We start from the raw sequence: 23385 nt of genomic DNA, 5'->3' as shown, positions 1-23385 counted from the left end.
TAAGAAAAAAATAAGAAAAAAATAGACAAAAGGCATTGAATAATTTGAATTCAGTGCCTTTTGTCATTATAAAAGATTAATTGGTATTGTATATTTTGACTACTAATGATAATATTTAGTAAATGTAAAACGTTTTAATGGGAAGGATGGAAATAATTATGAATAAAATAACGAAAATTACTTCAATAGCTTTTTTAGCTACAACATTTGTCGTGACAAGCGCAAATCCTTCAGCAGTTTTGGCTGCAAGCAACGAGATAGTTGAGACAGAGTCATCTATCCCATTAGAAAGTAGTATGGATAAAGCTGTTCAGGCAGCATTAGTTGGACCTGAAATCAAAAAACTAAATGTACTAGGTCATGAATTTAATATAAAACCTGTTTCTATTACAAAAATGGATCATCTAACAGTTGTAAATGGGCAAATCTCCCACCACTTAAGCTGGCGTCCAGATGATCAATTATACTACCGCATTGAAAAAGAAAATGGAGAAGTAAAACAAGTGGAGATCAAAATTGATCGAGGAGGATGGACAAGTTTATCTGCTCCATTTATTGCTACATTAGCGCAAAAAAATGATATCCCGATTACGCTAGAAATGATCCAAGAGCTTGGGCAAAAATTAGGTAGTCTTATTGATGGTAAATGGGAGTATGCAGCAGAATCCATTGTTTCAACCATTGCTTTACATGTTGAATAATATAAATCTTTAATCAGTGGGGCTTTTTATTACCCTCACTGATTATTTTATTACACGCTTTTAATGGACTTCTAATAAATGGAATTGCTCTTGCGGGAATAACAGTTAAACTGAGAATCTGAAATAAAGCATAGAGTGAGGGAAGCAGTTTAGTGTTTGCCTGTGGAAGGTACGTTCTTGAAAGACTAAAGCCAGAAGCTTATTCAATTAAGCTTCTGGCTTCTTTATGTTAGACCTTATTTTTTACGTTTTGTTAAACGTCCAAGAACGAATGCACCTGCTGCTACAGCTAGGACTGTGTTCGTTTTTTTCGTAAATACTTGTTTTGTAACAAGATTAAGATTTTGAGGACGCTCCGCTAAACGGCGCATAAAGTAGCCGTACCAATCTTCGCCGAATGGTACATATACACAGAAGTTATAGCCTTCTTTTGCAAGCTCTTTTTGCAGATCTGTACGGAAGCCGTAAAGCATTTGGAATTCGAATTTATCAAGTGGAATATTATTGTCCGCTACAAAGCGTTTTACGTGTGCAATAACATTATGGTCATGTGTTGCGATGGACGTAAATTTACCATGTAGTAAATGATATTCAATTAACTCGATGAAATTTAAATCAATATCTAATTTATCTTGGAAAGCAACTTCTACAGGCTCCTTATAAGCACCTTTTACGATACGAAGGCGATAGTCTTGGAATTTTTCGATATCGTCCTTAGCACGGTAAAAGTAAGATTGGATAACAGTGCCCACATTATTAAACGTTTTAGATAGCTCTTCAACCATATCAAAGGATGTTTGTAAACGATTGTAGTCTTCCATGTCAAAGTTTACGAATATATTATATGCTGCTGCTTTTTCTACAATCTCATATAAATTATCGTAGCAAAAATCAACATCAATATCTAAACCTAATTGAGATGGCTTTAACGAAATATGCGCATCAACGCTATTTTCGTGAATAGCCTCAATAGCAGCAAGGATTTGTTCTTTAGCTTTTGTTGCTTCTTCTTCAGTTGAAACAAATTCCCCTAAATTATCTACTGTACAAGAGATTTTATGCGCGTTTAGCTCTTTGATACTAGCAATCGTTTCTTCAATATTTGTACCAGCTACTACACTTTGTGCTCCTAATTTTAGGCCGTATTTTTTTGCAGTACTATTTAATAGTTGGTTTTCAGATAAATGGATGAAAAAATCGCGTAATAACATGGGTCATTCTCCTCACTGCATTTTCTTTTTATTATAACATAATTTAGAAAATATATATTGTTTTTAATATAACGATTATTTCGTTTCAAGGATTTGCATGCGTTCATTAAAAAGTGCAGGATAACTTAAAAAACCAATCATTATGCTTGATAATGTCGCTGCTGTTAGCAGGGCGAAAATGATTAATAGTTGGAATTGCACCGCTTGAATAGGATCTGCTCCGCCAATTATTTGACCACTCATCATACCTGGTAATTGAACAAGACCAATTGTTTTTTGGCTTTCGATTGTAGGAATCATACTTGCTTTTATCGCATTCATTAGCTGTCGATGAATAGCCTGTTTTGGTGTGCCACCAAGCGATAATATTAACTCAATTTCGTTCTGATGACTTGCGATTTCTGATGTGAAACGATTTAAAAATAGAACTGATAATACCATTGAATTACCAATCATCATGCCGCTAATTGGAATAATATACTGCGCTGTTGATGGTACAATATTAAAACCAAGCAATACCCCTTGTGTAACACATTCAACTACAATGAGTGTTAGTGCTATTTTCCATGTAATGCCTTTAATGCCCTTCCCTTTTTTACGAGCATTGAGTGTTGCTACTAAAATCATTAATGCAATCATGAGGAAGATATAACTATAGCTTTGAGCATCAAAGACAAATTTCAAAATGTAACCGACGGCAAGTAATTGAATAATAGAACGAATAGTAGCTATGAGCGTATCTTTTTCAAGTCCTAGCTTTAAGGTTTTTGACAGTAGAAGAGGAATTAACACAAAAATTAACGTTAAGGAAAGCGAAGTATACGTCATTCATTCACCCCCTGTACAAATTCAGCGACACGTGGATTTTTAGGTGCGTTAAGTAAGGAGCTTTGTCCAGTTTCAATTAGTTCCCCATCCATCATGACCCATGTATAGTGGCCGATTGTCAGTGCTTGCTGTAAATTATGAGTAATCCAAATGATTGTGACATTAAACTTTTTGTTGATTGTAGCGATAAGCGTCTCAATTTCCTGCACGGATTGACGGTCTAATGCAGATGTGATTTCATCTAACAATAAAATGGAGGATTGATTAATAAGTGTTCTTGCAATTGAGACTTTTTGTCGTTGTCCACCTGATAATTTATTCGTAGGGCGTTGTAAAAAGCTTTGATCAAGTCCGACATCTTGTAAATATTGGATGGCTTCTTGCTCTGTAAGCTTTTCTCCTTGTAACGTAAGAGGAAGCGCAAGATTTTCAAATACAGTCCCTTCTATCATAGGGGCCGCTTGAAGAGCCATGCTCACGTGTTTTCTTAAAGCGGTTGGCTCGTAGGTAGAAATGTTTTGATTATCAATTAATATTTGACCATCTGTAGGTGATAATAGTCCATTGCACAATTTAAGTAGAGTTGTTTTACCAGCACCTGAAGGGCCGACTAATGTAGTGATTTTTCCTTTAGGGAATGACCCAGTAATCGATTGTAAGATCGTCTTGTCATTCGCTGAAAAGCTGACCTGTTGAAAGTGAATGGCAGGCTCATATGACGTATTCATAAAGTTAAAACTCCTTTATACTAATAGGTAAAATAACTGTAGCATGAAACAAAGGGAAGCTAAAGACATTTAACATTTTACAGACAGTGGGAAATAATTAAGTTAAGGGGGAATAGAGAATGGATATATTATATGTAGATACATTAACATATGCACAAGGCACAATGTATATCGTTGCCTCAGATGATGGACTAGTATATATCGGAACACCAAATGCATCATTTGAAGAGGTGGAAGTGTGGGCAAAAAAGCCATTTAAAGGCTATCGCTTTGAAGAGAATAAAGAAAAGTTGCAGCAATATGTTAAGCAATTGTCGGCTTATTTTAATAAGGAACTTACTAAGTTTGATTTACCAATTCATGTTAAAGGGACACCATTTCAATTAGCAGTATGGAATGAGTTGAAGGCGCTACCATATGGTACAACTACAACATACTCAGATATTGCACACCGTATCGGCAATCCGAAAGCAGTAAGAGCTGTAGGCAGTGCAATTGGTGCCAATCCAATATTGGCGATTATTCCCTGTCATCGTGTGATTGGCAAAGATGGTAAACTAACAGGCTTCCGTAGTGGGCTTGCTATGAAAGAATTTTTACTAGAGATAGAGAGAGCATAAAAAGAATCCACATAACCTTTGAGGAAACACTTTCACCAAAGATTATGTGGATTCGTGTTTTTTGTATGAAAGAAACGAAAGCTAAAAAAATACTATATATGTGGTGTTAAAAGAAGTGAAAGCAGAAGGATGTAATACGCAAGAATTTGGGTATATAGTGTATACTAGGACTAATTATCAAAGCGGAAGAAGGGGTTTCTTGTGAGATCAAACTATGCAGATGATAGCTTAGCGCTACACACGGACTTGTACCAAATCAATATGGCAGAATCGTATTGGGCTGATGGTATACATAATAGAAAAGCAGTTTTCGAATTATATTTTAGAAAGTTACCGTTTGGCAATGGTTATGCAATTTTTGCGGGATTAGAGAGAATTCTTGAATATTTACGTGATTTCCGTTTCAGTGATTCGGACATAGCGTATTTGCGTGAAGAGGTTGGTTATAAAGAGGATTTTATCGAGTATTTAAAAAATATTCGCTTTACGGGGGATATGTATTCGATGGCGGAAGGGGAAACGGTTTTCGCTAATGAACCAATTGTCCGCATCGAAGCACCTTTAGTGGAAGCGCAGTTAATCGAAACCGCATTACTTAACATTGTGAATTACCAAACATTAATTGCAACGAAGGCTAGTCGTATTAAACAAATTATAAAAAATGAAGTGGCAATGGAGTTCGGCACACGACGCGCGCATGAGATGGATGCAGCAATTTGGGGAACACGTGCAGCGTTTATAGGCGGTTTTGCTTCGACTAGTAATGTGCGAGCAGGAAAACTTTTTAATATACCAGTATCTGGTACACATGCGCATGCACTTGTACAGGCCTATAAAAATGATTATGATGCATTTCATTCCTATGCAAAACGTCATCGTGATTGCGTATTCCTTGTAGATACTTATAATACGTTGAAATCGGGTGTGCCAACAGCAATCAAAGTGGCTAAAGAGCTTGGTGACAACATTAATTTTATTGGAATTCGTTTAGACAGTGGGGATATTGCATTCTTGTCAAAAGAAGCACGTCGTATGTTAGATGAAGCAGGTTTCCCGAACGCTAAAATTATCGTATCTAATGACTTAGATGAATATACGATATTAAACTTAAAGGCTCAAGGTGCAAAAGTTGATGTCTGGGGAATTGGTACGAAGCTCATTACCGCTTATGACCAACCTGCTTTAGGGGCTGTTTATAAAATGGTTGCTATTGAAAATAACGATGGACAATTAGAAGATACGATTAAAATTTCAGCGAATACTGAAAAGGTAACGACGCCAGGTCTTAAAAATGTATACCGCATTATTGATAGAAAGAATGGCAAGGCAGAGGGAGACTACATTACGATGCACGATGAAAATCCTCAATCAGAGGAACGCATTAAAATGTTCCATCCTGTTCATACATTCGTATCAAAATTTGTTACAAACTTTGAAGCTAAGAATTTACATCATCATGTGATTAAAAATGGCGAAATACAATATCAAAATCCTACTTTGGAAGAAATGCGCGATTATGCAGCAGATAATTTAGAGTTGTTATGGGATGAATATAAACGTGCCATGAATCCAGAGGAATACCCAGTCGATTTAAGCCAAAAATGCTGGAATAATAAAATGCGCAATATTGAAGAAGTAAGTGAAATGGTCAATCGATTGTAAAGCGTAAGGAGTGAAGGACAAATGACATTACAACAAGAAATCATTAAGGAATTACGTGTATTACCTACTATTGATGCGCAGGAAGAGATTCGCAAATCCATTGATTTTTTAAAGGAATATGCGCGTCGCTATAGCTTTGTAAAGGGGTTTGTTCTCGGAATATCAGGTGGTCAAGACTCCACGTTAACTGGAAAATTAACGCAGCTTGCGGTTGATGAATTAAATGCCGAGGTGGGAGAAACAAAGTACACATTTTGGGCTGTTCGTTTACCATATGGTGTGCAAGCAGATGAAAAGGACTGTCAGGATGCGATTGACTATATAAAACCTACGAAAACTTTTACAGTAAACATTAAAGATGCAGTCGATGCAAGTGTTAGAGCATTAACGAATGCAGGTATTGAACTAAGCGATTTTGCCAAAGGGAATGAAAAGGCACGTGAGCGAATGAAGGTGCAATATTCTACTGCTGCTATGAATAATGCTGTTGTGCTAGGGACAGATCATGCTGCGGAGGCAATTACAGGTTTTTACACAAAATTTGGGGATGGCGGTGCAGATTTAATGCCAATCTTCCGTCTCAACAAGCGTCAGGGTAAGCAGTTGTTAGCAGCACTTGATTGCCCGGAGCACTTATATTTGAAGATACCAACTGCTGACTTAGAGGAAGATCGTCCTTCATTACCGGATGAAGTAGCCCTTGGTTTAACGTATGACCAAATTGATGATTATTTAGAGGGCAAGGCTATCTCTGAAGAAGCTCGTAAAACATTAGAAGGGCATTATTTACGTTCACAGCACAAACGTCATATGCCAATTACAATATTTGATGATTTTTGGAAATGATATTTATAAGGTTCATCACTTAAAGATAAATGATATTTATTGAAAAATATCCCATTGTATATAAGTTGATTGGAGTGGAGGCTGGGCGACTCCTTGGGGATCAGCAATAGAGGAACGAAGGCTAAAACCATCACATCCTGTGATAACGCCTTCGTGACCAACATCGGTGCTGCTGCCGCTTCGTTAGCACTACGCTTTCGCGCAGAAAACATCTGTTGGCCCGAGACCCTGGAGCGAGCAACTAGGGGAACGAAGGCTAAGAGCATCACATCCTGTGATAACGCCTTCGTGACCAACATCGTGTTGGCCCAAGCGGCTCATCGGACGCCCCCCAGGAAGCTCTGCTCTGCGCGAAAGCGAAGCGGCAGCAACAAAGCGCCCAGCCGGAACGGAAATCAACCCCACGCTATGAGTAATATTTGGGAAAAGAGTTATAACGAAAAAGTGAAAAACACTTTTTCTTATAGCTCTTTTCTCTCTTTTTTAAGCAATTTGGTTCTGTATTATTAAGTTCAAGCATATAATGTCGATATATATACCTACAAAGTTGATAAAAAGTAAAGGAGGGTAATTATTTATGAGGACTTCTAGAGTGAGTTCGACGACTAGTAGTATATTTCGTAATGAACAACAGTATCTACATGCTGGGGATTTAAGCCATAATTTCGGACAAAATCCGAAGAAACAGTTTAAAAACAGTTTGCTAAAGAATAAAGATAAAAAACATATAAGTAACACTAGACAAATTCAGCAGCAACGTCCAGATAAAGTAGCGGCTAGTTATGTGGACAGTGCTTACGATTTGCAAATACGCAATGAATTAAATGAAACTGCCGTTAAGCTTAGTCTGGTCAGCAAGCAAAAGAAGCTTCTCAATAGTTACCGTTCTTCCATATAATATCGTAAATCAAACTCTCTACATCATTCTGGATGTAGGGAGTTTTTTAATGTGTTGAAAAACAAAATGGTGTCAATGCAATTTTTGCAAATGTTGTGGCATTTAACAGGAGGGTAATTTCAGGTTAGACCATGAAATCATTTGTTGCTGTCGCACAGATAAAGCATATTGTTGCTGCCGCTTCACTTTCTCAAAGAAATGGTACTGAAGTTTTGATTTATTACTATAAATAAGAATGACATGCGAGAAGATACATAATTGGCAAATAGTTGATTGGAGTGGAGGCTGGGCGACTCCTCGGGGATTAGCGATAGAGGAACGAAGGCTAAAACCATCACATCCTGTGATAACGCCTTCGTGACCAACATCGTGTTGGCCCAAGCGGCTCATCGGACGCCCCCAGGAAGCTTTGCTCTGTGCGAAAGCGAAGCGTCAGCAACAAAGCACCCGGTCGGAACGGAGATCAACCCCTCGCTTTGCGGAAGAGCCATAAATATGGCACCTTAATCACATTGACCTGTAACCTAAATTATCCGAAAAATAGAATTGATATATGTTTTATTCAAAATATTTGAAGTCGAGATGTTCAATGAATATTCAAGGTAATTTTTCCAATACTTCACAGTGATTTTTAACTTATTTCACAACTTACCTGTAAAGTAGTTATTAGTAATAGAAAAAAGAAATTGGAGGAAGCAATTGTGAAAAAAATATGGTTACCTGTACTAGCAGTATTACTTTTACTCGCGGCTTGTGGTACAGAAAAAACAGAAGTTAAGAAAGAAGAAACGAAGCAAGATGTTGCAGCAAATGAAGCAGAAGAAAAGGATAAAACTAAACAAGTCGCTTCGTTAGTGGATCCACGTTTAGAAGAGCCAAAAGAAGATACAATGTGTGAAATGTGTAATATGAAAGTATATATGAAGGATGAAGATATGGGTGAATTCTCTACCCAAGCAATAAAAGAGGATGGAACTACTGCCTTTTATGATGACATAGGCTGTTTAGTAAATGCCGAGGTTGCAAATAATGAAACGAACGAAAAATTTGTACGTGATTTTATCACAAAAGATTGGGTAAAGGTGGACGATGCAACTATCGTCAAAACAGACCTAAAATCTCCAATGAACTGGGGATATATTTATTTCACCAATAAAGCTGATGCAGACAAATATATCGCTGACAATCCAACTGCACATGTAGAGGAATTACAAAAAATTAAAGACGATGCATTAGAGCGTCGTAAAAAGAAAATGAAAGAAAAAGCTGAAAAAGAAGCCAAAGGTGAATCTGATTCTATGCATATGGAAGAAAAGAAACCTGATGGTCATGGCCATTAATCGAATGGACTAGGGGAAATTCCTCTAGTCTTTTCGTGCTGAACTGGGAGGTAAGGATTTGTGAAAAAAATAGGGTTGGCCTTATTATTTTTTCTATTCATGAGTCAGACAGTGTACGCCGATTTTGATGTACAGGAGGCGATTGATGTCGCAAAGCCAGGGGAGGTCGTTCATATTCCTGCTGGTCGTTACCGAGGTAATTTCATTGTGACAAAACCGATAACGCTACAAGGCGAAGAGGGAACTGAACTAATTGGTGAAAGTGACAAACCAGCACTCCGAGTTGAAAACACTGCTAATGTCAGTGTGGAAAATATGACGTTATCAGGAAAAAGTAAAGCGATCGTTGTTAGTACTGTAGACGGACTTGAGCTACGTAAGTTACAAATTAAAGATGTCCATACAGGCGTTCATATACAACGCTCCAAAAATGTACGCATACATGAAATCAATGTGACCGGTATTGAAGGTCATTATTCCAAAAAAGGTAATGGGGTGGCTGTCTTTAAGAGTGAGGACCTCACCATCGAAGGCAATACTATTGAGCAAGTGCAGGACGGAATTTATATAGAAGAGGTCAAGCATATTGTTGTTCAACATAATAAGGTGACAAGCAGTCGTTATGGTACGCATTTTATGTATACAAGTGATGCCGAAGCACTTTTTAATACATATGTTCACAATGTGACTGGCCTTATGATTATGATGACAACAAACATACTCCTTGAAAATAATACAATAGCTAATCATTTTGATTTTAATGGCTACGGTATGCTGCTGTATGATGTGCAGCAAGCAAAAATTAAACATAACACAATCAAAAATAATCGGACTGGTGTTGCCATGCAGAAAAGTTCAACTATCCAAATTGAAACAAATGATTTTCAGATGAACCAAACTGCCCTTGAAGGTACAAAGGTAAGTAACGACACATTGGCTAGTAGTAATAACTTTACAGGTAATATTTTAACGGCGCGCTCCGATCAGCAAGGCTTTCAACTAATAAATAATTATTATGATGACTACTCAGGGATTGATTTAAAAGACAATGGTATCGGTGATATTCCATATGTGGCTGTGTCAAGCTTTGGTCAATGGATGGTACGCCAGCCTGTTTACCAATATTTCGTGGCATCTCCGAGCGTCCTTTTACTGACATCGCTGGATCAGCAAATTAATAAAACTGAAAAGAACATGCTTGTTGATCATAAGCCAAAATTGACGATGAAGCATGTGCAAAAGAAGAACAAGATGAATGTGTTGCAAATGCTATTAGGTTTATTCTTGGCATTAAGTAGTTTATGGCTATGGAAAAGAGGAATAACAGAATGAAAAAATGGATGATGTGTGTATTGCTAAGTTGTGGTGTATTGGTGGGCTGTAGTGAAAAAACATATGAACCTCGTGAAATAGTTAGTGAAACTGATGTTTGTAAAATTTGCAATATGAGTATAGTCCATAATGCATATGCTGGCCAGATTGCATTGAAGAATGGTGATTATGAAATTTTTGATGACATTGGCTGTCTTATGGAATATATGAAAGCGAATGGGGAAGATGAGGTTGGAGCAGCCTATATTAAAGATGCGGCAAAAAATGAATGGATTGACGTTTTTAACGCTGTTTATGTGTACAACAAGGATTATTGGACGCCGATGAATTATGGGGTAGTTGCATTCGATGCGAAGGAAGCAGCGCAGGAATGGATGACTAAAGAGGGAGAAGGTCAGCTACTTGCCTATAAGGATTTACACGATTTTAAATGGGGGATCCATAAGTGATGAATAGTATGCTTATTAAACTAGAATTAAAGCAAATGCTCAGAAGTCGGTGGATGCAACTTGTAGGCATACTTTTCACATTCGTTTTTACAGCTATCATTGTCATTCAGCAAATGGCGTTACCAGATGTTGCAGGTTTTACACGACAGACAGCCTCTTTTTTAAATGTATTGTTGTTTTTATTGCCACTGTTTATATTAACTATCGGTAGTATGAGTGTAGCTGGTGATGTGGAATCAGGATGGTTTTCATTATTAAAAACATATCCGATGACACGTAGGCAATATATTGCAGGAAAGTATATTGCCTCTGTACTTGCTTTTTTATTGGTCGTTGCCGTAGCGTTTGGCGTAATATTAGCGCTTGGTGGATTTCTTGGTGGAGTGCGTTTACCATTTATCTTCATTATTCTAACTTTGTTATGCATCTTCATTTTTGTGTCATTGGCCATTGCAGTGGGAGCCTTTGCGAAAACAAGATTATTTGCACTGTCGTTATCACTTGTTTTTTGGTCCGTTTTTTTATTGCTAATCTCTTACGCTTTAATGGCTATTGGAACTGTCGTGGCGGGGCATATTCTTCAAAAACTGACGATTATAGCGATACATATTAATCCTGTGGAGTGGCTACGCTTTGGTTACTTTATTTTTACAGATCAGGCGAGTGTTCTTGGACCAGCATTTTATAAAGTAACGCAGTTTTATTCGTCGCCACTAGGTTATGCAGTATACGTAGCTGTGACATTGCTTTGGATAGTATGTCCGTTAGCTTACACTAGCTTACTATTAAAGAAAGGGGATAGAAGATGATGCTATTAGAAACAAAGAAGTTATCGAATATCTATGATAATAATAGAGGTCTTCATGAAGCCTCCTTTTCTTTACAGACGGGGCGTATTTTAGCGCTTGTAGGGGGAAATGGTGCTGGAAAGAGTACTTTAATTCGCCTGCTAACTGGGCAGGAAAAGCAAAAATCAGGAGAAATAATATGGCATAAACCACAAGCCATTCGATACATGCCAGATGATGTGGATTTTCCGTCTATGTTAACAGCAGCAGAAATTGTGCAGCTACTTGCCTCTTTGAAGAAGATTGGTAAAAAGGAACAGGAGGAGGTACTGAGGCGCGTTGCTTTATGGGATGTTCGAAAGCAAAAAGTGAAGCATTTCTCAAAGGGGATGCGTCAACGACTTAATCTCGCTCAAAGTTTACTCGGTGAAGGCTCTTTGCTTATTTTAGATGAGCCGACTAATGGTCTTGATCCTTACTGGATTGCAGAACTGAAAAAAATGATGCTAGCGGAAAAAACAAGGGGCTGTACTGTCATATTTTCTACGCATTTGCTTGCTTTTGCGGAGGAAGTAGCGGACGATGTGTTAATTTTACATGAAGGAAACATACTTATTTCTGGTGAATTAGAGGAAATACTTTTACAAGAAAATTCATCTTCGTTAGAGAATTTATGGTTAAAAAAATTAAATCTGTAACATTCTGATAGGTAATGACGTTATACTAAAAGATAGGTTTGCTTTGATTGTTCAGGCAAGCCTTCTTTTTCATGCTGAAGTATTATTACTTTTCTCGCTAAGTGCTCAGATTACAGGGTTAAAGCAATAGATGAGCGTCTCATATAATTGTGTTACTAAACATATTTCGTTATTCTTAAAGAAGTTATCATTCAATTCAAACAATTTTTGGGTGAAATAGGAGGTTTTTGATTGGTGAATTCACAAATACAAGATGTATTAGAAAATATAGAAAAAGTAATGATCGGTAAAAGAGAGGTTGCAGAGCTCAGCATTGTCGCCCTGTTGGCAAAGGGACATATCTTGCTTGAGGACGTACCGGGTGTCGGTAAAACAATGATGGTACGAGCATTGGCAAAATCCTTTGATGCACAATTTAAAAGGATTCAATTTACACCGGATTTATTACCGTCAGATGTAGTTGGAGTGTCAATCTATAATCCGAAAACGCTGGAGTTCGAATTTCGACCTGGTCCGATCATGGGAGATGTAATTTTAGCGGATGAAATTAACCGCACATCTCCAAAAACGCAATCTGCTTTACTTGAGGGGATGGAGGAAGCATCTGTCACGATTGATGGTAAAACCTTAACGATCAATCAGCCATTTTTCGTTATGGCCACTCAGAACCCAATTGAGCACGAAGGGACATATCCGTTACCAGAAGCACAGCTGGATCGTTTCTTACTAAAAATAAAAATGGGCTATCCTTCAAGGGGACAAGAAGTGGAGATTCTTCGTCGTGCTGAGCATGGTAAACCGATTGAAAAAATTGAAGCAGTGCTAAAAGTTGAGCAATTAATTGAATTGCAGGAGCTTGCACAGGGTGTGTATGTTGCAGATTCAGTCAAAAACTATATGGTCGAATTAGCGACTCAAACAAGGGAAAATAGCTATGTACATTTAGGCGTAAGTCCTCGCGCAACGATTGCTTTAATGAAAGCTTCACAAGCTTATGCATTTATAAAAGGGCGTAGTTATGTTACTCCTGATGATGTTCAATATTTAGTACCATTTGTCTTTAGCCATCGTTTAGTATTAAAGCCAGATGCTCGCTATGATAACGTAACGGCAGAGGAAATTATTGAGCGAATTATTGCGAAAATACCTGTACCAACAAAGAGGATTGCAGAGCAATGAAGAAATGGCAAGCTTTAATAGAGAAAAGTAAACATTTCTTATTAGTTTCTTTGTTAATGATCATAACGTTTTGTTATGCCATGTTCCAAGGTGGATTTGTCAGTTGGTTTGTATTTTTTACAGTTAGTCCGTTTTTGTTATACGCAATTATTTTCTTACTAGTGAAAGAAGATATTTTACTGGTGGAACGCAAAATTGAGCCCTCCCGCGTTGAGAGTGGTCAATCTGCAAAGGTAACAATTACGGTAGAACGAAAAACACGCTTTCCGTTTGCTTATATGATGATGGAGGAACTTGTGAACAGTGAAGTCCTTATTCAATCGAGGGTACAAGGAACGAATACCATTATGTTCGTTGGCTTTAGGAAAAAATTTAGCTGGAATTATGTGCTGGAAAATATGTCCCGTGGCGAGCATCGTTACTTAGGTGTTAATATTGTTTTCTGTGATTTTTTTGGCTGGGCAAAAAAGCGAGTTGCGGCAGAAAAGGAACAAGTCATTTTAGTTTACCCGAGAGTACGCGAGATGAGATATGCCGCGCTTCGAACAAAATTTGATGTTGGTACAATGATGTCACCTTATTCAATTGTTAAGGATACATCCATGGCTGTTGGTTTACGTGAGTATGTTCCAGGTGACCGTTTTTCGTGGATTCACTGGAAATCATTTGCGAAAACACAAACGTTGCAATCTAAGGAATTTGAAGATCGTCAATCACAAGAGTTAATGTTGGTACTCCATGCAGGAAAGTCTCCCTTATTTGAAGAAAAAATTGAGCTTGTAGCATCGATGCTACAAACCATTGTCGAAGAACATGGAGATATTTCATTTGTTTCAGCTGGTTCTAAAACGAAGGTCTTTCCGATTATCCAAGGTAATAAGCAGCTAGACCAAGTAATGCATCATTTAGCTGCTATAAAACCTGCTGAAACTGTCAAATTTCAATTACGAGATCAGCAAGTGTTTAAGCATGTTGCAACATTACTATATGTTACGAATGAAGTATCGGATGAATTACTTCATTCTCTAGCCAATATGGTGAAAAGCTGTATTTGTTTTGTAGTAGCGGAGCAGCCACCTATGCAAACAGAGCTGGCGAAGCGTTATAAGCAAATCCAAGTTGTACATGTAAATCCAACAGATTATTACCATCTGTTCACGGAGGTGATGAAGCCGTGAAAAAATCACTAGGAAATTTTATAGAATTAGCAATAGCATACGTAATAATTTTTCTAATTTTACGTGAATGGCTTATTCCCGTAATGCAGCTAACAAATACAGGCTTGGTTCATTTATTTTTAGTGTTTATCGGTTTATCATTGGTACTCAGTTTATTTCAAGTGCATCCAATATTGTCAGGATTAGTTAAATTTGGTTATATTACTTGGTTTATAGTGTTTGTTTATAGTGAAAAGCCCTTTTTTTCTGGACAGACAATACCATTTTTACTGCATGAGTTGAAATGGAATATGTCTACTATTCTTTCGGGCGATTTTGGACAAGTATCGGATTCATTTAGAACGGTGCTATTCGTTGCGCTTATTTGGATGTTAATATACCTAATTCATCACTGGATAACTGTGCGGAAAAATATATTCTATTTCTTCGCGTTAACAGTATTCTTTATTGCCACACTTGATACATTTAGTGACTATGATGGGAAGATGGCAATTGTTAAAGTTATAGTGCTTGGATTAATAATGACAGGCTTGCTTTTTGTTAAGCGTTTATGGCTTCAAACAGATGCACCGAGCAATGTCATAGGAAAGTGGAAACTGGTTATTCCAATGATCGTTTCGGTAATGCTTGTTAGTGTAGTGGCATTTTTTTTACCTAAGACAGGACCGACTTGGGCTGATCCAGTACCTTTTATTAAAGAGGTTACGGGGCAAGGGAACTTTGGAACAGGCGAAAAAACAGTTGGTTACAGCGAGGATGATAGCCGATTAGGAGGACCGTTTCAAGGTGATAACACACTAATTTTTACTGCAGCTTCCCCTGATCGTCATTATTGGCGTATAGATACAAAGGATACTTATACTTCGAAGGGCTGGATTCTTTCGGAGGGGAACTTTGGCAAAAATGTCTACCAGACCGATACCCCTATCCAAACTTCGTTACAAGTTGGAGCTCCTGAAACCGAGCGGCAGGTTCAAATGGATATTGCTGTTCCAATGCCTTTTTTAATTCAAACATATGGCATGATATCTGTTTCTACCCAAGATTCACCGCTATTTATTCAAGATGGACAAACTGAAAAAATAGCAATAGAACAACAGAATGGCGGGTCAAAATTATTATCTAACTATACGATATCTTATAGTGAGCCAGTATATAGCATGGAACAGCTCCAAATGTCTAAACCATCCACACTAAAAACAGTTGATTCGTCCTTTGACCGTTTTTTACAATTGCCAAATACACTTCCACAACGTGTAGGGAATTTAGCGAAAGAAATCACACAGGATAAAGCTTCGGTTTATGATCAAATAAAAGCAGTTGAAAAATACTTTTCATCTCATGGCTTTAGATACGATAAAAAAGAAGTAGCCATCCCGGCTGAGGGTCAAGATTATGTTGACCAGTTTTTATTCGATACTAAAGTGGGCTACTGTGATAATTTCTCAACATCAATGGTCGTGCTCCTACGTTCGGCAGGGATACCTGCACGCTGGGTGAAAGGCTTTGCACCTGGTAATCCTGGTCGAATATCAGATGGTTTACAGGAGTATCGAATTACAAATGATAATGCACACTCGTGGGTGGAGGCATATGTACCTGGAACAGGCTGGATGGAATTTGAACCGACAATCGGATTTTCAGGAAATGTGAATATCGATTATGATATTGAGCAAGACACTCCTCAGCAGGATCAAGTACTGGAGTCAGAAAAAGAACAAGAGCAAGAGCAACCAAAGAAGGATGAGCAAGAGCCGAAGAAAGAAACTTCTAGCTCAACATCGTTTAGCTTTGAGTCTGTATGGACATGGGTGAAAAAACTTACTTATGTATGGATTGCTCTAGTCATTTTAATGATCATCGCTGGTATCGCTTTGTTTATGCAACGTAAAACGTGGATACCTAAAATGCAAGTACGCGCATTTCGTAAAAAAGAAGCGGACTGGACAAATTTCGATGCTTCGTACCATGTTTTAACGAAGCAATTATCTCGTATTGGATTACGCCGGAAAGATGGCGAAACATTACGAGCATTTGCTACAAGAGTAGATGAGTCGCTAGAGACAGAAGAGATGCAAAAACTGACTGCTGTATATGAGCAACATATTTATGGCAAAGATAAACAAGAAGTTGATTTTATGAAACTGAAAGAAAGTTGGGAAAATTTAATCAATCGCACTATCGGTTGATTTTGATGGGTACAAAGAGTAAAATGAAAAAAATTATATATGATGAGGATTGCTTTCATATAAGTTCGATAATAAGGTTCGGATGTTTCTACGAAATCACCGTAAATGATTTCTCTATGAAGGTGAATGTTTTGGTTAGGTGAGAAGGTTAGTAAATCACTTTTCTTTGTTACGCATTCACCTTTATAAATTTAGAGCTTATGAACGCGTAGGAAGTTTTTACTTTCATACGCGTTTTTCTTTGAACATATGAAAAGTCCTTTAAAAATAGTAGAAGAGGTGGAAATATTGTCAGCAAGCTTATTAGAGCAAGAAAAAATCGTCGTTCTTGATTTCGGTAGCCAATTTAACCAATTGATTACGCGTCGTATCCGTGAATTTGGTGTTTTCAGTGAGTTACATCCTCATACGATTACAGCAGAAGAAATTAAAGGTATGAACGCAACAGGTATTATCTTTTCAGGTGGTCCAAACTCAGTTTATGACGAAAATGCCTTCCATGTAGACCCAGCTATTTTCGAATTAGGCTTACCAATCCTAGGTATTTGCTATGGTATGCAATTAATGGCACATACGCAAGGCGGTAAAGTTGAAGGTGCTGAAACACGTGAATACGGTAAAGCAGAAATTAAAGTAACAGCTTCAAACAAGTTATTCGGTAACTTACCAACTGAACAAATCGTATGGATGAGCCACGGTGACCATGTAACAGAAGTACCTGCTGGTTTTGAAGTAATCGCAACAAGTGCTGCTTGCCCTATCTCAGCAATGGCAAATGTAGAGCGTAAACTATATGCAGTACAATTCCACCCAGAAGTACGTCACTCTGTATATGGTAACGACTTATTACGTCAATTCGTATTCGATATTTGTGGAGCAAAAGGTGATTGGTCAATGGCAAACTTCATTGAACTTGAAATCGCAAAAATCCGCGAATTAGTAGGCGATAAAAAAGTATTATGTGCTCTTTCTGGTGGTGTAGACTCATCAGTTGTTGCTGTTCTAATTCATAAAGCAATTGGTGATCAACTAACTTGTATGTTCGTTGACCACAACTTAAACCGTAAAGGTGAAGTTGAACAAGTTATGAAAACATTCACTGAAGACTTTGACATGAATCTTATTAAAATTGATGCACGTCAACGTTTCATGGATAAACTTGCAGGCGTTTCTGATCCAGAGCAAAAACGTAAAATTATCGGTAACGAATTTATTTACGTATTCGATGAAGAAGCGGATAAACTTGAAGGAATGGACTTCCTAGCACAAGGTACACTGTACACAGATATCATTGAATCTGGAACATCAACTGCACAAACAATTAAATCACACCATAACGTTGGTGGTCTTCCAGAAGACATGCAATTCAAATTAATTGAGCCACTTAACACGTTATTTAAAGACGAAGTGCGCGCATTAGGATTAGAGCTTGGCCTTGACGAAAAAATCGTTTGGCGTCAACCATTCCCAGGCCCAGGTCTAGGTATCCGTGTACTTGGTGAAGTAACAGAAGAAAAACTAGAAATCGTACGCGAATCCGATTTCATCTTACGTGAAGAAATCGCAAAAGCTGGTCTTGATCGCGACATCTGGCAATACTTCACGGTATTACCTGACATCCGTTCAGTTGGCGTAATGGGCGATGCACGTACGTATGACTATGCAATCGGTATCCGTGCGGTAACATCTATCGACGGTATGACTTCTGACTGGGCACGCATTCCTTGGGATGTACTAGAGAAAATCTCTGTCCGCTTAGTAAACGAAGTAAAACACGTTAACCGCGTACTGTATGATATTACATCTAAGCCACCTGCAACTATCGAGTGGGAATAATCCCCTTCATTTGATTTCGAACAAAAAGCTAGTCTGATTTTTTCAGACTAGCTTTTTATTTCCTTTTTTAGCATTAAAAATAAGAAAAGTACACCCATTTCTACGATAAGCGGAACAAAAATAATATTTAAATTGAATAAAATTATACTTATCGAAATAGCTATACAAATAAATATTGAACTATATCGATAACTTTTTGATTGATAAAAGAATGAGTATGGTAACAAATGTGCACCGTAAATAATTGCATATACAGGTAAGACCCACATTGGTGCTTTAATCAATAGAAGAATACAAATAATTAAATATAAAATTTGATTGTTTGTTGCAATCAATAGTCCATTAATCAATGGGTTTTCTTTATAAAATAAATCAACATTTAATATTTTGGCACAAAGAATCGAAACAGGAAACAGCAATGCACCACAAGATAAAATACCAATATTTTTCATCATTAAATCTAAAGGCAGCAACGTGATTGTTGTGATAACTCCCCAAATAAATATTGAGGCCATTATAAAAGGAAGCCCCTTCTTTTGTTTCTGAGCAATATCTTTTAATAGTACTTGTAAGCTAGTATTGAGGTTCATTTCAGTCTCCTTAATTTTCAAGTGATCTATTCAAACTATCCGCTATTTTTTTATTTTCATATTTTGAGAAAAAGTAAAATCCTATGATATGACCAATCAACGTTATCACTAAAATTAGCAATAAATAAGGTTTGATAATTGCAAATACTTTCAGTGAAAAAAGATATACACTTCCTATACCACAGAAAAAATTCAAAAAAGTACTAATAGTAATTTTAGATGTTACTTTTAATGTTGAGTAGTTCCACAAATATGGATAAGCTATACCAAAAACAATCCCCATCAGAACACTAATACCAATTAAATTCCAAATATAAAGAAAGTTGACTATTTCTTCGTGAAGATTAAAAATAGTAATTAAAAAAACAATCCAAATCAACCCCAAAAATGAAACGTAAAAAAAGCTATTTTTTAAGTCTTTTATCATATCAATTTCTCCTTAATAGATTTTGCATAATGTCTACTGACAATATACTTATTTTGTTGTTTTGTAATAACTTCCAATCTAGCATGACTTCCCGAAGCAAATGAGCGTATTTGATTCAAATTCAAAATCATCGAATTGATTCTAACCAATCCGAATGATTCCAAGTAAGATAATTCTTTTAAAATCTTATTCAACAATAGCTCTGTACCATCTATTAAAAGGATTTTGGTAAAATGACCGGATGCTTCAACTGCTTCGATGTCATTGAGTTCAATCATAACCTGACGATTTGTTTTGAAATCTGTTGCGCTTAATGTTATAGATTGAAAAAAATGCTGTTCAATTGTCGAAAGCAATTCTTTATTCGATGGATTACTGATAATCTCAATTTCAGAAGATGATTGATTGTTTTTCCAAATATAGTTGAATTTCATGTTGATCTCCTTTCTGTTTTAATCGTAGCAACACTTCTCAGAACTTACGATGATTTTTCGTTTTGTTGCAAAAAAAATAGGCTTTGTTACAACGCTGATTCAGTAAATTTAAAGCTACTGTTTTCACACCATCAAAAAACTTAAAGATTTTCAATTGGTGTTTAACTTCTTTCAGCAAATGTTTTTTGTAGCGAAAGCGAAGCGTCAGCTACAATTTTTCTCTGTAGCGAAAGCAAAGCGTCAGCTACAAATGTCTTATGTACTGAAAACGAAGCGACAGGTACAGAAGTCTCCCACCTCTATAGCTGGTGAAATGAAAGCGGGTTTAAGTTGCTTTTCAGCGGATGTGTGGGCACCCGCTGAAAGAAGTTAAAGTGACTGTATGTTTTGATGGAATGAGGAGTTGAGAAAGTAGAGGATATTAAGCCGCAATATATTACAGTTCTTGAAATTCTTTCTTTAAGGATAATACTTTCGAAGCGTTAGGTATAGTAAACTAATGAATATAAATAAGACTCTATGTCGTTGTTTAGTTTAGGGGGATGGAAATGGAAAACAATATTGCGATGATTCATACACTTGCTATTGGTATGCCGAAAGAATTGCATTATAGTAATGGGCGCTCAATGATTACAGGGATTGAAAAACGAAAAGTACAAGAAGTTTATTTGTCCGCTCGTGGATTTGAGGGGGACGATGTAGCAGATAAAAAACATCATGGTGGTCCTGACCGTGCCATTTGTTTATATCCTGAGGAGCATTACATACAATGGGAACAGGAACTTGGTAAACCGTTGCCGACTGCAGCATTCGGTGAAAACTTAACAGTAACGAATATGTTGGAAGCTGATATTTGTATTGGCGATATTTATAAAATAGGTGATGCTGTCATCCAAATTACCCAAGGACGTGTACCGTGTAGTACGATTGATAAATATACTGAGGCGAACATTTTACTCAAACGTTTAATTGAAACAGGTTATACGGGCTTCCTTGCACGTGTACTGGTAGAAGGGACAATCTGTGCAGATTCAAAAATTGAGTTAGTGGAAAAGCACCCTGCACGTGTTTCGGTTTTGCATTGCAACGAAGTGTACTTTAAAAACAAAGACGCACTTGCGATGAAACGTATACAAGCGGTTGATGCATTAGCAGAAGATTGGAAACAAAAATTAGAAAAAAGGATTCAGCTCTTGCAAAGTAAAGTGATGAATTAAACATATGTTGATCAAAGGAGCTCCCTGTAATCACTATATTAAAATCCTCTAGAATTCGAATGGATCCTAGGGGATTTTTTATTTTATAACTAACAATAAAACGTTCAGTCCTAACCTATTTATGCAACGATTTCTTAAAATGTGAACAATAAAAAAGAATTTTACACGAACTTTCGTATAACTTTTGTGAGAAATGTTCGGAAATAGGGTTGAAATCTGAAAAGTGAAATGATATATTACGATTGTAAATTAAATATGTCGTCGTATAATGTCGGGGATAAGGCCCGTGAGTTTCTACCAAGTTACCGTAAATAACTTGACTACGATTTTAGTTATATATACCAATGTATAGACACTAATTAATTTCTCACAATAACTGTGATGAAATGTATCGTAGACATGCGACTAGTAGAGTAGTCAGTGTGTCTTTTTTGTTTTCGATATTGAAGACGACCATACGGAGGATTTCTTTAAAATGAAAAAGTATTTCATGTTCGATGAACTAGGAACTAATTATCGCCGCGAAATAATAGGTGGTTTTACTACATTCCTTGCCATGGCTTACATTTTAGCTGTTAACCCTGGTATGTTAGAAAATGCAGGAATGGATAAAGGTGCTGTATTCGTTGCTACAGCATTAGCAGCTACAGTCGGTTCTCTGATTATGGGTATATTCGCCAAATTCCCGATTTCACTTGCTCCTGGTATGGGCTTAAACGCATTCTTTGCCTTCACTGTTGTCGGAGCTTACGGTATTCCTTGGCAGACTGGTTTAACAGGTGTTTTCTTCTCAGGGATTATCTTTATCATTCTTTCGTTAACGGGTATTCGTGAAACAGTAATTAATGCAATTCCAGTACAACTTAAATATGCAGTTTCAGCAGGTATTGGTTTATTTATAACTTTTGTAGGTTTACAAGGAGCAGGCATTATAGTTGCTAGCCCAGCTACATTGGTGACTTTAGGAACATTCACTGGTGCAACTTTACTAGCTGTATTCGGGATTGTCCTTTCAATTATTCTTATTATTAAACTACGTAGTATTGGTATTTTCCTAGGGATGGTTGTAACAGCAATTGTTGGTATGATTACAGGTGTTATTGATCCTCCTACAGCAGTTGTTTCAGCAATTCCAAGTGTGGACTCTACGTTTATGGTAGCTTTAGATCCAATTTTCCATGACTTCGGTTCATTATTAAACGTTAAATTTTTAGTAGTTGTCTTAACATTCTTGTTTGTAGATTTCTTTGATACAGCAGGAACTTTAATGGCAGTTGCGACACAAGCAGGATTAGTAAAAGATAATAAATTGCCACGTGCAAGCCGTGCATTGATGGCGGATGCTCTTGCAACAACGATTGGTTCTTTATTTGGTACATCAACAACTACAGCTTATGTTGAGTCAACTTCTGGTGTAGCAGCAGGTGCTCGTTCAGGTTTCTCTGCTGTTGTAACGGCGATGCTATTCTTGGTAGCATTATTCTTCTCACCGTTACTTGCTGTGGTTACTCCAGCAGTAACAGCGCCTGCTCTAGTTATAGTAGGTGTTCTGATGGTATCTTCATTACGTTTAATTGATTGGGATAAATTCGAAATAGCAGTACCGGCTTTCTTTACAGTAGTAATGATGCCTCTTGGTTACTCAATTGCTACAGGTATTGCAATAGGTTTTGTATTCTATCCAATAACAATGCTTTTAGCAGGTCGCAAAAAAGAAATTCACCCTATGATGTACGGATTATTCTTTGTCTTCCTTGCATACTTTATATGGGTACGCTAAGTATAAATACACAATAGAAATATAAAAAGCACCTACAATTGTTAGAAATGAAACTAACAATTGTAGGTGCTTTTCTTATAAAAACTATAAAAATATAAAACAATTTTATTGATAAAAAATCTTCATCAATTTCTGCAGTAGAAAAGGGAAGTCGCTAATATGAGAAATCAGGAGGAATTTAAATAAGCGTTTATAGTGTAAATGTAGAACTTATAACATTCATGTGTAGTAGATTTATATACTATAGAAGAAACTCGCTTTAGCTCCTTTCAGTGGGTGTTTGTACACCCGCTGAAATAGAGGAACTCAGTCTAAGAACGCCGCGTACTGAGGCAATTTAACTGTGCGAAGCGACAACAACAACAACAACAACAACAACAACAACAACAACAACAACAACAACAACAACAACAACAACAACAACAACAACAACAACAACAACAACAACAACTAC

General features: G+C 37.0%; 26 protein-coding genes and 2 riboswitches. Of the genes, 17 read left to right on the top strand and 9 right to left on the bottom strand.

From position 1 onward, the window contains the following. Positions 1-158: 158 nt before the first annotated feature. Positions 159-701, top strand: a complete 543-nt coding sequence (locus ACFCYJ_RS17980; protein ID WP_376075544.1) for a methyltransferase — start codon at positions 159-161, stop codon at positions 699-701. 236 nt (positions 702-937) lie between these two features. On the opposite strand, the gene ACFCYJ_RS17975 is transcribed toward ACFCYJ_RS17980, so the two are convergent. The 3 genes from ACFCYJ_RS17975 to ACFCYJ_RS17965 all read right to left on the bottom strand — a co-directional run bounded on the left by ACFCYJ_RS17975 (position 938) and on the right by ACFCYJ_RS17965 (position 3468). After that, complete coding sequence (locus ACFCYJ_RS17975; RefSeq protein WP_376075542.1) at positions 938-1912, bottom strand: proline dehydrogenase family protein; 975 nt, start codon at positions 1910-1912, stop codon at positions 938-940. Positions 1913-1987: 75 nt separating this feature from the next. Then, a complete protein-coding gene (locus ACFCYJ_RS17970; RefSeq protein WP_376075540.1) occupies positions 1988-2740 on the bottom strand; it encodes an ABC transporter permease in 753 nt (250 codons plus the stop codon). Continuing rightward, entirely contained in the window at positions 2737-3468 is a 732-nt protein-coding gene (locus ACFCYJ_RS17965; RefSeq protein ID WP_376075538.1) for an ABC transporter ATP-binding protein, read from the bottom strand. The genes ACFCYJ_RS17970 and ACFCYJ_RS17965 overlap by 4 nt, the downstream gene beginning before the upstream one ends. Before the next feature lie 119 nt (positions 3469-3587). Between ACFCYJ_RS17965 and ACFCYJ_RS17960 the strand changes: the two genes are divergently transcribed. From ACFCYJ_RS17960 to nadE, 3 genes are all read left to right on the top strand, one after another. Further along, on the top strand, positions 3588-4088 hold the full coding sequence (locus ACFCYJ_RS17960) for a methylated-DNA--[protein]-cysteine S-methyltransferase (RefSeq protein WP_376075537.1): 501 nt from the start codon (positions 3588-3590) through the stop codon (positions 4086-4088). Positions 4089-4289: 201 nt separating this feature from the next. Beyond that, on the top strand, positions 4290-5750 hold the full coding sequence (locus ACFCYJ_RS17955; RefSeq protein WP_376075535.1) for a nicotinate phosphoribosyltransferase: 1461 nt from the start codon (positions 4290-4292) through the stop codon (positions 5748-5750). Positions 5751-5771: 21 nt separating this feature from the next. Further along, entirely contained in the window at positions 5772-6596 is an 825-nt protein-coding gene (gene nadE, locus ACFCYJ_RS17950; protein WP_376075533.1) for an ammonia-dependent NAD(+) synthetase, read from the top strand. Here nadE and ACFCYJ_RS17945 read toward each other — a convergent pair. Then, positions 6557-6808 carry a hypothetical protein gene (locus ACFCYJ_RS17945; protein ID WP_376075532.1) on the bottom strand — a complete coding sequence of 84 codons (252 nt, stop codon included), beginning with the start codon at positions 6806-6808 and terminating at the stop codon, positions 6557-6559. The genes nadE and ACFCYJ_RS17945 overlap by 40 nt on opposite strands. Further along, entirely contained in the window at positions 6786-6917 is a 132-nt protein-coding gene (locus ACFCYJ_RS17940; protein WP_376075530.1) for a hypothetical protein, read from the bottom strand. Before ACFCYJ_RS17940 ends, ACFCYJ_RS17945 begins: the two co-directional genes overlap by 23 nt. A 256-nt stretch (positions 6918-7173) precedes the next feature. Here ACFCYJ_RS17940 and ACFCYJ_RS17935 point away from each other — a divergent pair, with 256 nt between their 5' ends. Then, positions 7174-7494 (top strand): NAD synthetase, encoded by a 321-nt coding sequence (locus tag ACFCYJ_RS17935; RefSeq protein ID WP_376075528.1) that lies wholly within the window; start codon positions 7174-7176, stop codon positions 7492-7494. A gap of 102 nt (positions 7495-7596) precedes the next feature. On the opposite strand, the gene ACFCYJ_RS17930 is transcribed toward ACFCYJ_RS17935, so the two are convergent. Beyond that, positions 7597-7884: a hypothetical protein gene (locus ACFCYJ_RS17930; protein WP_376075527.1), complete on the bottom strand. Its 288-nt coding sequence runs from the start codon at positions 7882-7884 to the stop codon at positions 7597-7599. Positions 7885-8195: 311 nt separating this feature from the next. Between ACFCYJ_RS17930 and ACFCYJ_RS17925 the strand changes: the two genes are divergently transcribed. The 9 genes from ACFCYJ_RS17925 to guaA all read left to right on the top strand — a co-directional run bounded on the left by ACFCYJ_RS17925 (position 8196) and on the right by guaA (position 18483). Continuing rightward, complete coding sequence (locus tag ACFCYJ_RS17925; RefSeq protein WP_376075525.1) at positions 8196-8834, top strand: nitrous oxide reductase accessory protein NosL; 639 nt, start codon at positions 8196-8198, stop codon at positions 8832-8834. A gap of 60 nt (positions 8835-8894) precedes the next feature. Next, positions 8895-10166: a right-handed parallel beta-helix repeat-containing protein gene (locus ACFCYJ_RS17920; RefSeq protein WP_376075523.1), complete on the top strand. Its 1272-nt coding sequence runs from the start codon at positions 8895-8897 to the stop codon at positions 10164-10166. Continuing rightward, a complete protein-coding gene (locus ACFCYJ_RS17915; protein WP_376075521.1) occupies positions 10163-10615 on the top strand; it encodes a nitrous oxide reductase accessory protein NosL in 453 nt (150 codons plus the stop codon). Before ACFCYJ_RS17920 ends, ACFCYJ_RS17915 begins: the two co-directional genes overlap by 4 nt. After that, positions 10615-11424, top strand: coding sequence for an ABC transporter permease (locus ACFCYJ_RS17910; RefSeq protein ID WP_376075616.1), 810 nt, complete (start codon positions 10615-10617; stop codon positions 11422-11424). The genes ACFCYJ_RS17915 and ACFCYJ_RS17910 overlap by 1 nt, the downstream gene beginning before the upstream one ends. Continuing rightward, positions 11421-12101 carry an ABC transporter ATP-binding protein gene (locus ACFCYJ_RS17905; RefSeq protein WP_376075520.1) on the top strand — a complete coding sequence of 227 codons (681 nt, stop codon included), beginning with the start codon at positions 11421-11423 and terminating at the stop codon, positions 12099-12101. The genes ACFCYJ_RS17910 and ACFCYJ_RS17905 overlap by 4 nt, the downstream gene beginning before the upstream one ends. A 234-nt stretch (positions 12102-12335) precedes the next feature. Then, entirely contained in the window at positions 12336-13280 is a 945-nt protein-coding gene (locus ACFCYJ_RS17900; RefSeq protein WP_376075615.1) for an AAA family ATPase, read from the top strand. Further along, entirely contained in the window at positions 13277-14458 is a 1182-nt protein-coding gene (locus ACFCYJ_RS17895; protein ID WP_376075519.1) for a DUF58 domain-containing protein, read from the top strand. The genes ACFCYJ_RS17900 and ACFCYJ_RS17895 overlap by 4 nt, the downstream gene beginning before the upstream one ends. Further along, entirely contained in the window at positions 14455-16647 is a 2193-nt protein-coding gene (locus ACFCYJ_RS17890) for a transglutaminase TgpA family protein (RefSeq protein WP_376075518.1), read from the top strand. Before ACFCYJ_RS17895 ends, ACFCYJ_RS17890 begins: the two co-directional genes overlap by 4 nt. Before the next feature lie 35 nt (positions 16648-16682). After that, a riboswitch (purine riboswitch) is annotated at positions 16683-16784 on the top strand. A gap of 151 nt (positions 16785-16935) precedes the next feature. After that, positions 16936-18483 (top strand): glutamine-hydrolyzing GMP synthase, encoded by a 1548-nt coding sequence (gene guaA / locus ACFCYJ_RS17885; RefSeq protein WP_376075516.1) that lies wholly within the window; start codon positions 16936-16938, stop codon positions 18481-18483. A gap of 47 nt (positions 18484-18530) precedes the next feature. On the opposite strand, the gene ACFCYJ_RS17880 is transcribed toward guaA, so the two are convergent. From ACFCYJ_RS17880 to ACFCYJ_RS17870, 3 genes are read right to left on the bottom strand one after another with little or no spacing between them, the layout of a single operon-like run. Continuing rightward, on the bottom strand, positions 18531-19073 hold the full coding sequence (locus ACFCYJ_RS17880) for a DUF7010 family protein (protein ID WP_376075514.1): 543 nt from the start codon (positions 19071-19073) through the stop codon (positions 18531-18533). A gap of 10 nt (positions 19074-19083) precedes the next feature. Next, complete coding sequence (locus tag ACFCYJ_RS17875) at positions 19084-19500, bottom strand: hypothetical protein (protein ID WP_376075513.1); 417 nt, start codon at positions 19498-19500, stop codon at positions 19084-19086. After that, a complete protein-coding gene (locus ACFCYJ_RS17870; protein ID WP_376075511.1) occupies positions 19497-19934 on the bottom strand; it encodes a LytTR family DNA-binding domain-containing protein in 438 nt (145 codons plus the stop codon). The genes ACFCYJ_RS17875 and ACFCYJ_RS17870 overlap by 4 nt, the downstream gene beginning before the upstream one ends. Positions 19935-20091: 157 nt before the next feature. Here ACFCYJ_RS17870 and ACFCYJ_RS17865 point away from each other — a divergent pair, with 157 nt between their 5' ends. The 3 genes from ACFCYJ_RS17865 to ACFCYJ_RS17855 all read left to right on the top strand — a co-directional run bounded on the left by ACFCYJ_RS17865 (position 20092) and on the right by ACFCYJ_RS17855 (position 22931). Next, on the top strand, positions 20092-20307 hold the full coding sequence (locus ACFCYJ_RS17865; RefSeq protein ID WP_376075510.1) for a hypothetical protein: 216 nt from the start codon (positions 20092-20094) through the stop codon (positions 20305-20307). 175 nt (positions 20308-20482) lie between these two features. Beyond that, on the top strand, positions 20483-21151 hold the full coding sequence (locus tag ACFCYJ_RS17860) for an MOSC domain-containing protein (RefSeq protein WP_376075508.1): 669 nt from the start codon (positions 20483-20485) through the stop codon (positions 21149-21151). Positions 21152-21392: 241 nt separating this feature from the next. Further along, positions 21393-21494: riboswitch (purine riboswitch) on the top strand. Between the two features lie 132 nt (positions 21495-21626). Further along, on the top strand, positions 21627-22931 hold the full coding sequence (locus ACFCYJ_RS17855; RefSeq protein ID WP_376075507.1) for an NCS2 family permease: 1305 nt from the start codon (positions 21627-21629) through the stop codon (positions 22929-22931). The last annotated feature ends 454 nt before the right edge of the window (positions 22932-23385 follow it).

It is taken from the genome of Lysinibacillus sp. NPDC056232, assembly GCF_042267565.1.
GTDB lineage: Bacteria > Bacillota > Bacilli > Bacillales_A > Planococcaceae > Lysinibacillus.
The sequence above is the reverse complement of the archived record's forward strand: the minus strand, read 5'-3'. Positions and strand labels throughout refer to the sequence as shown.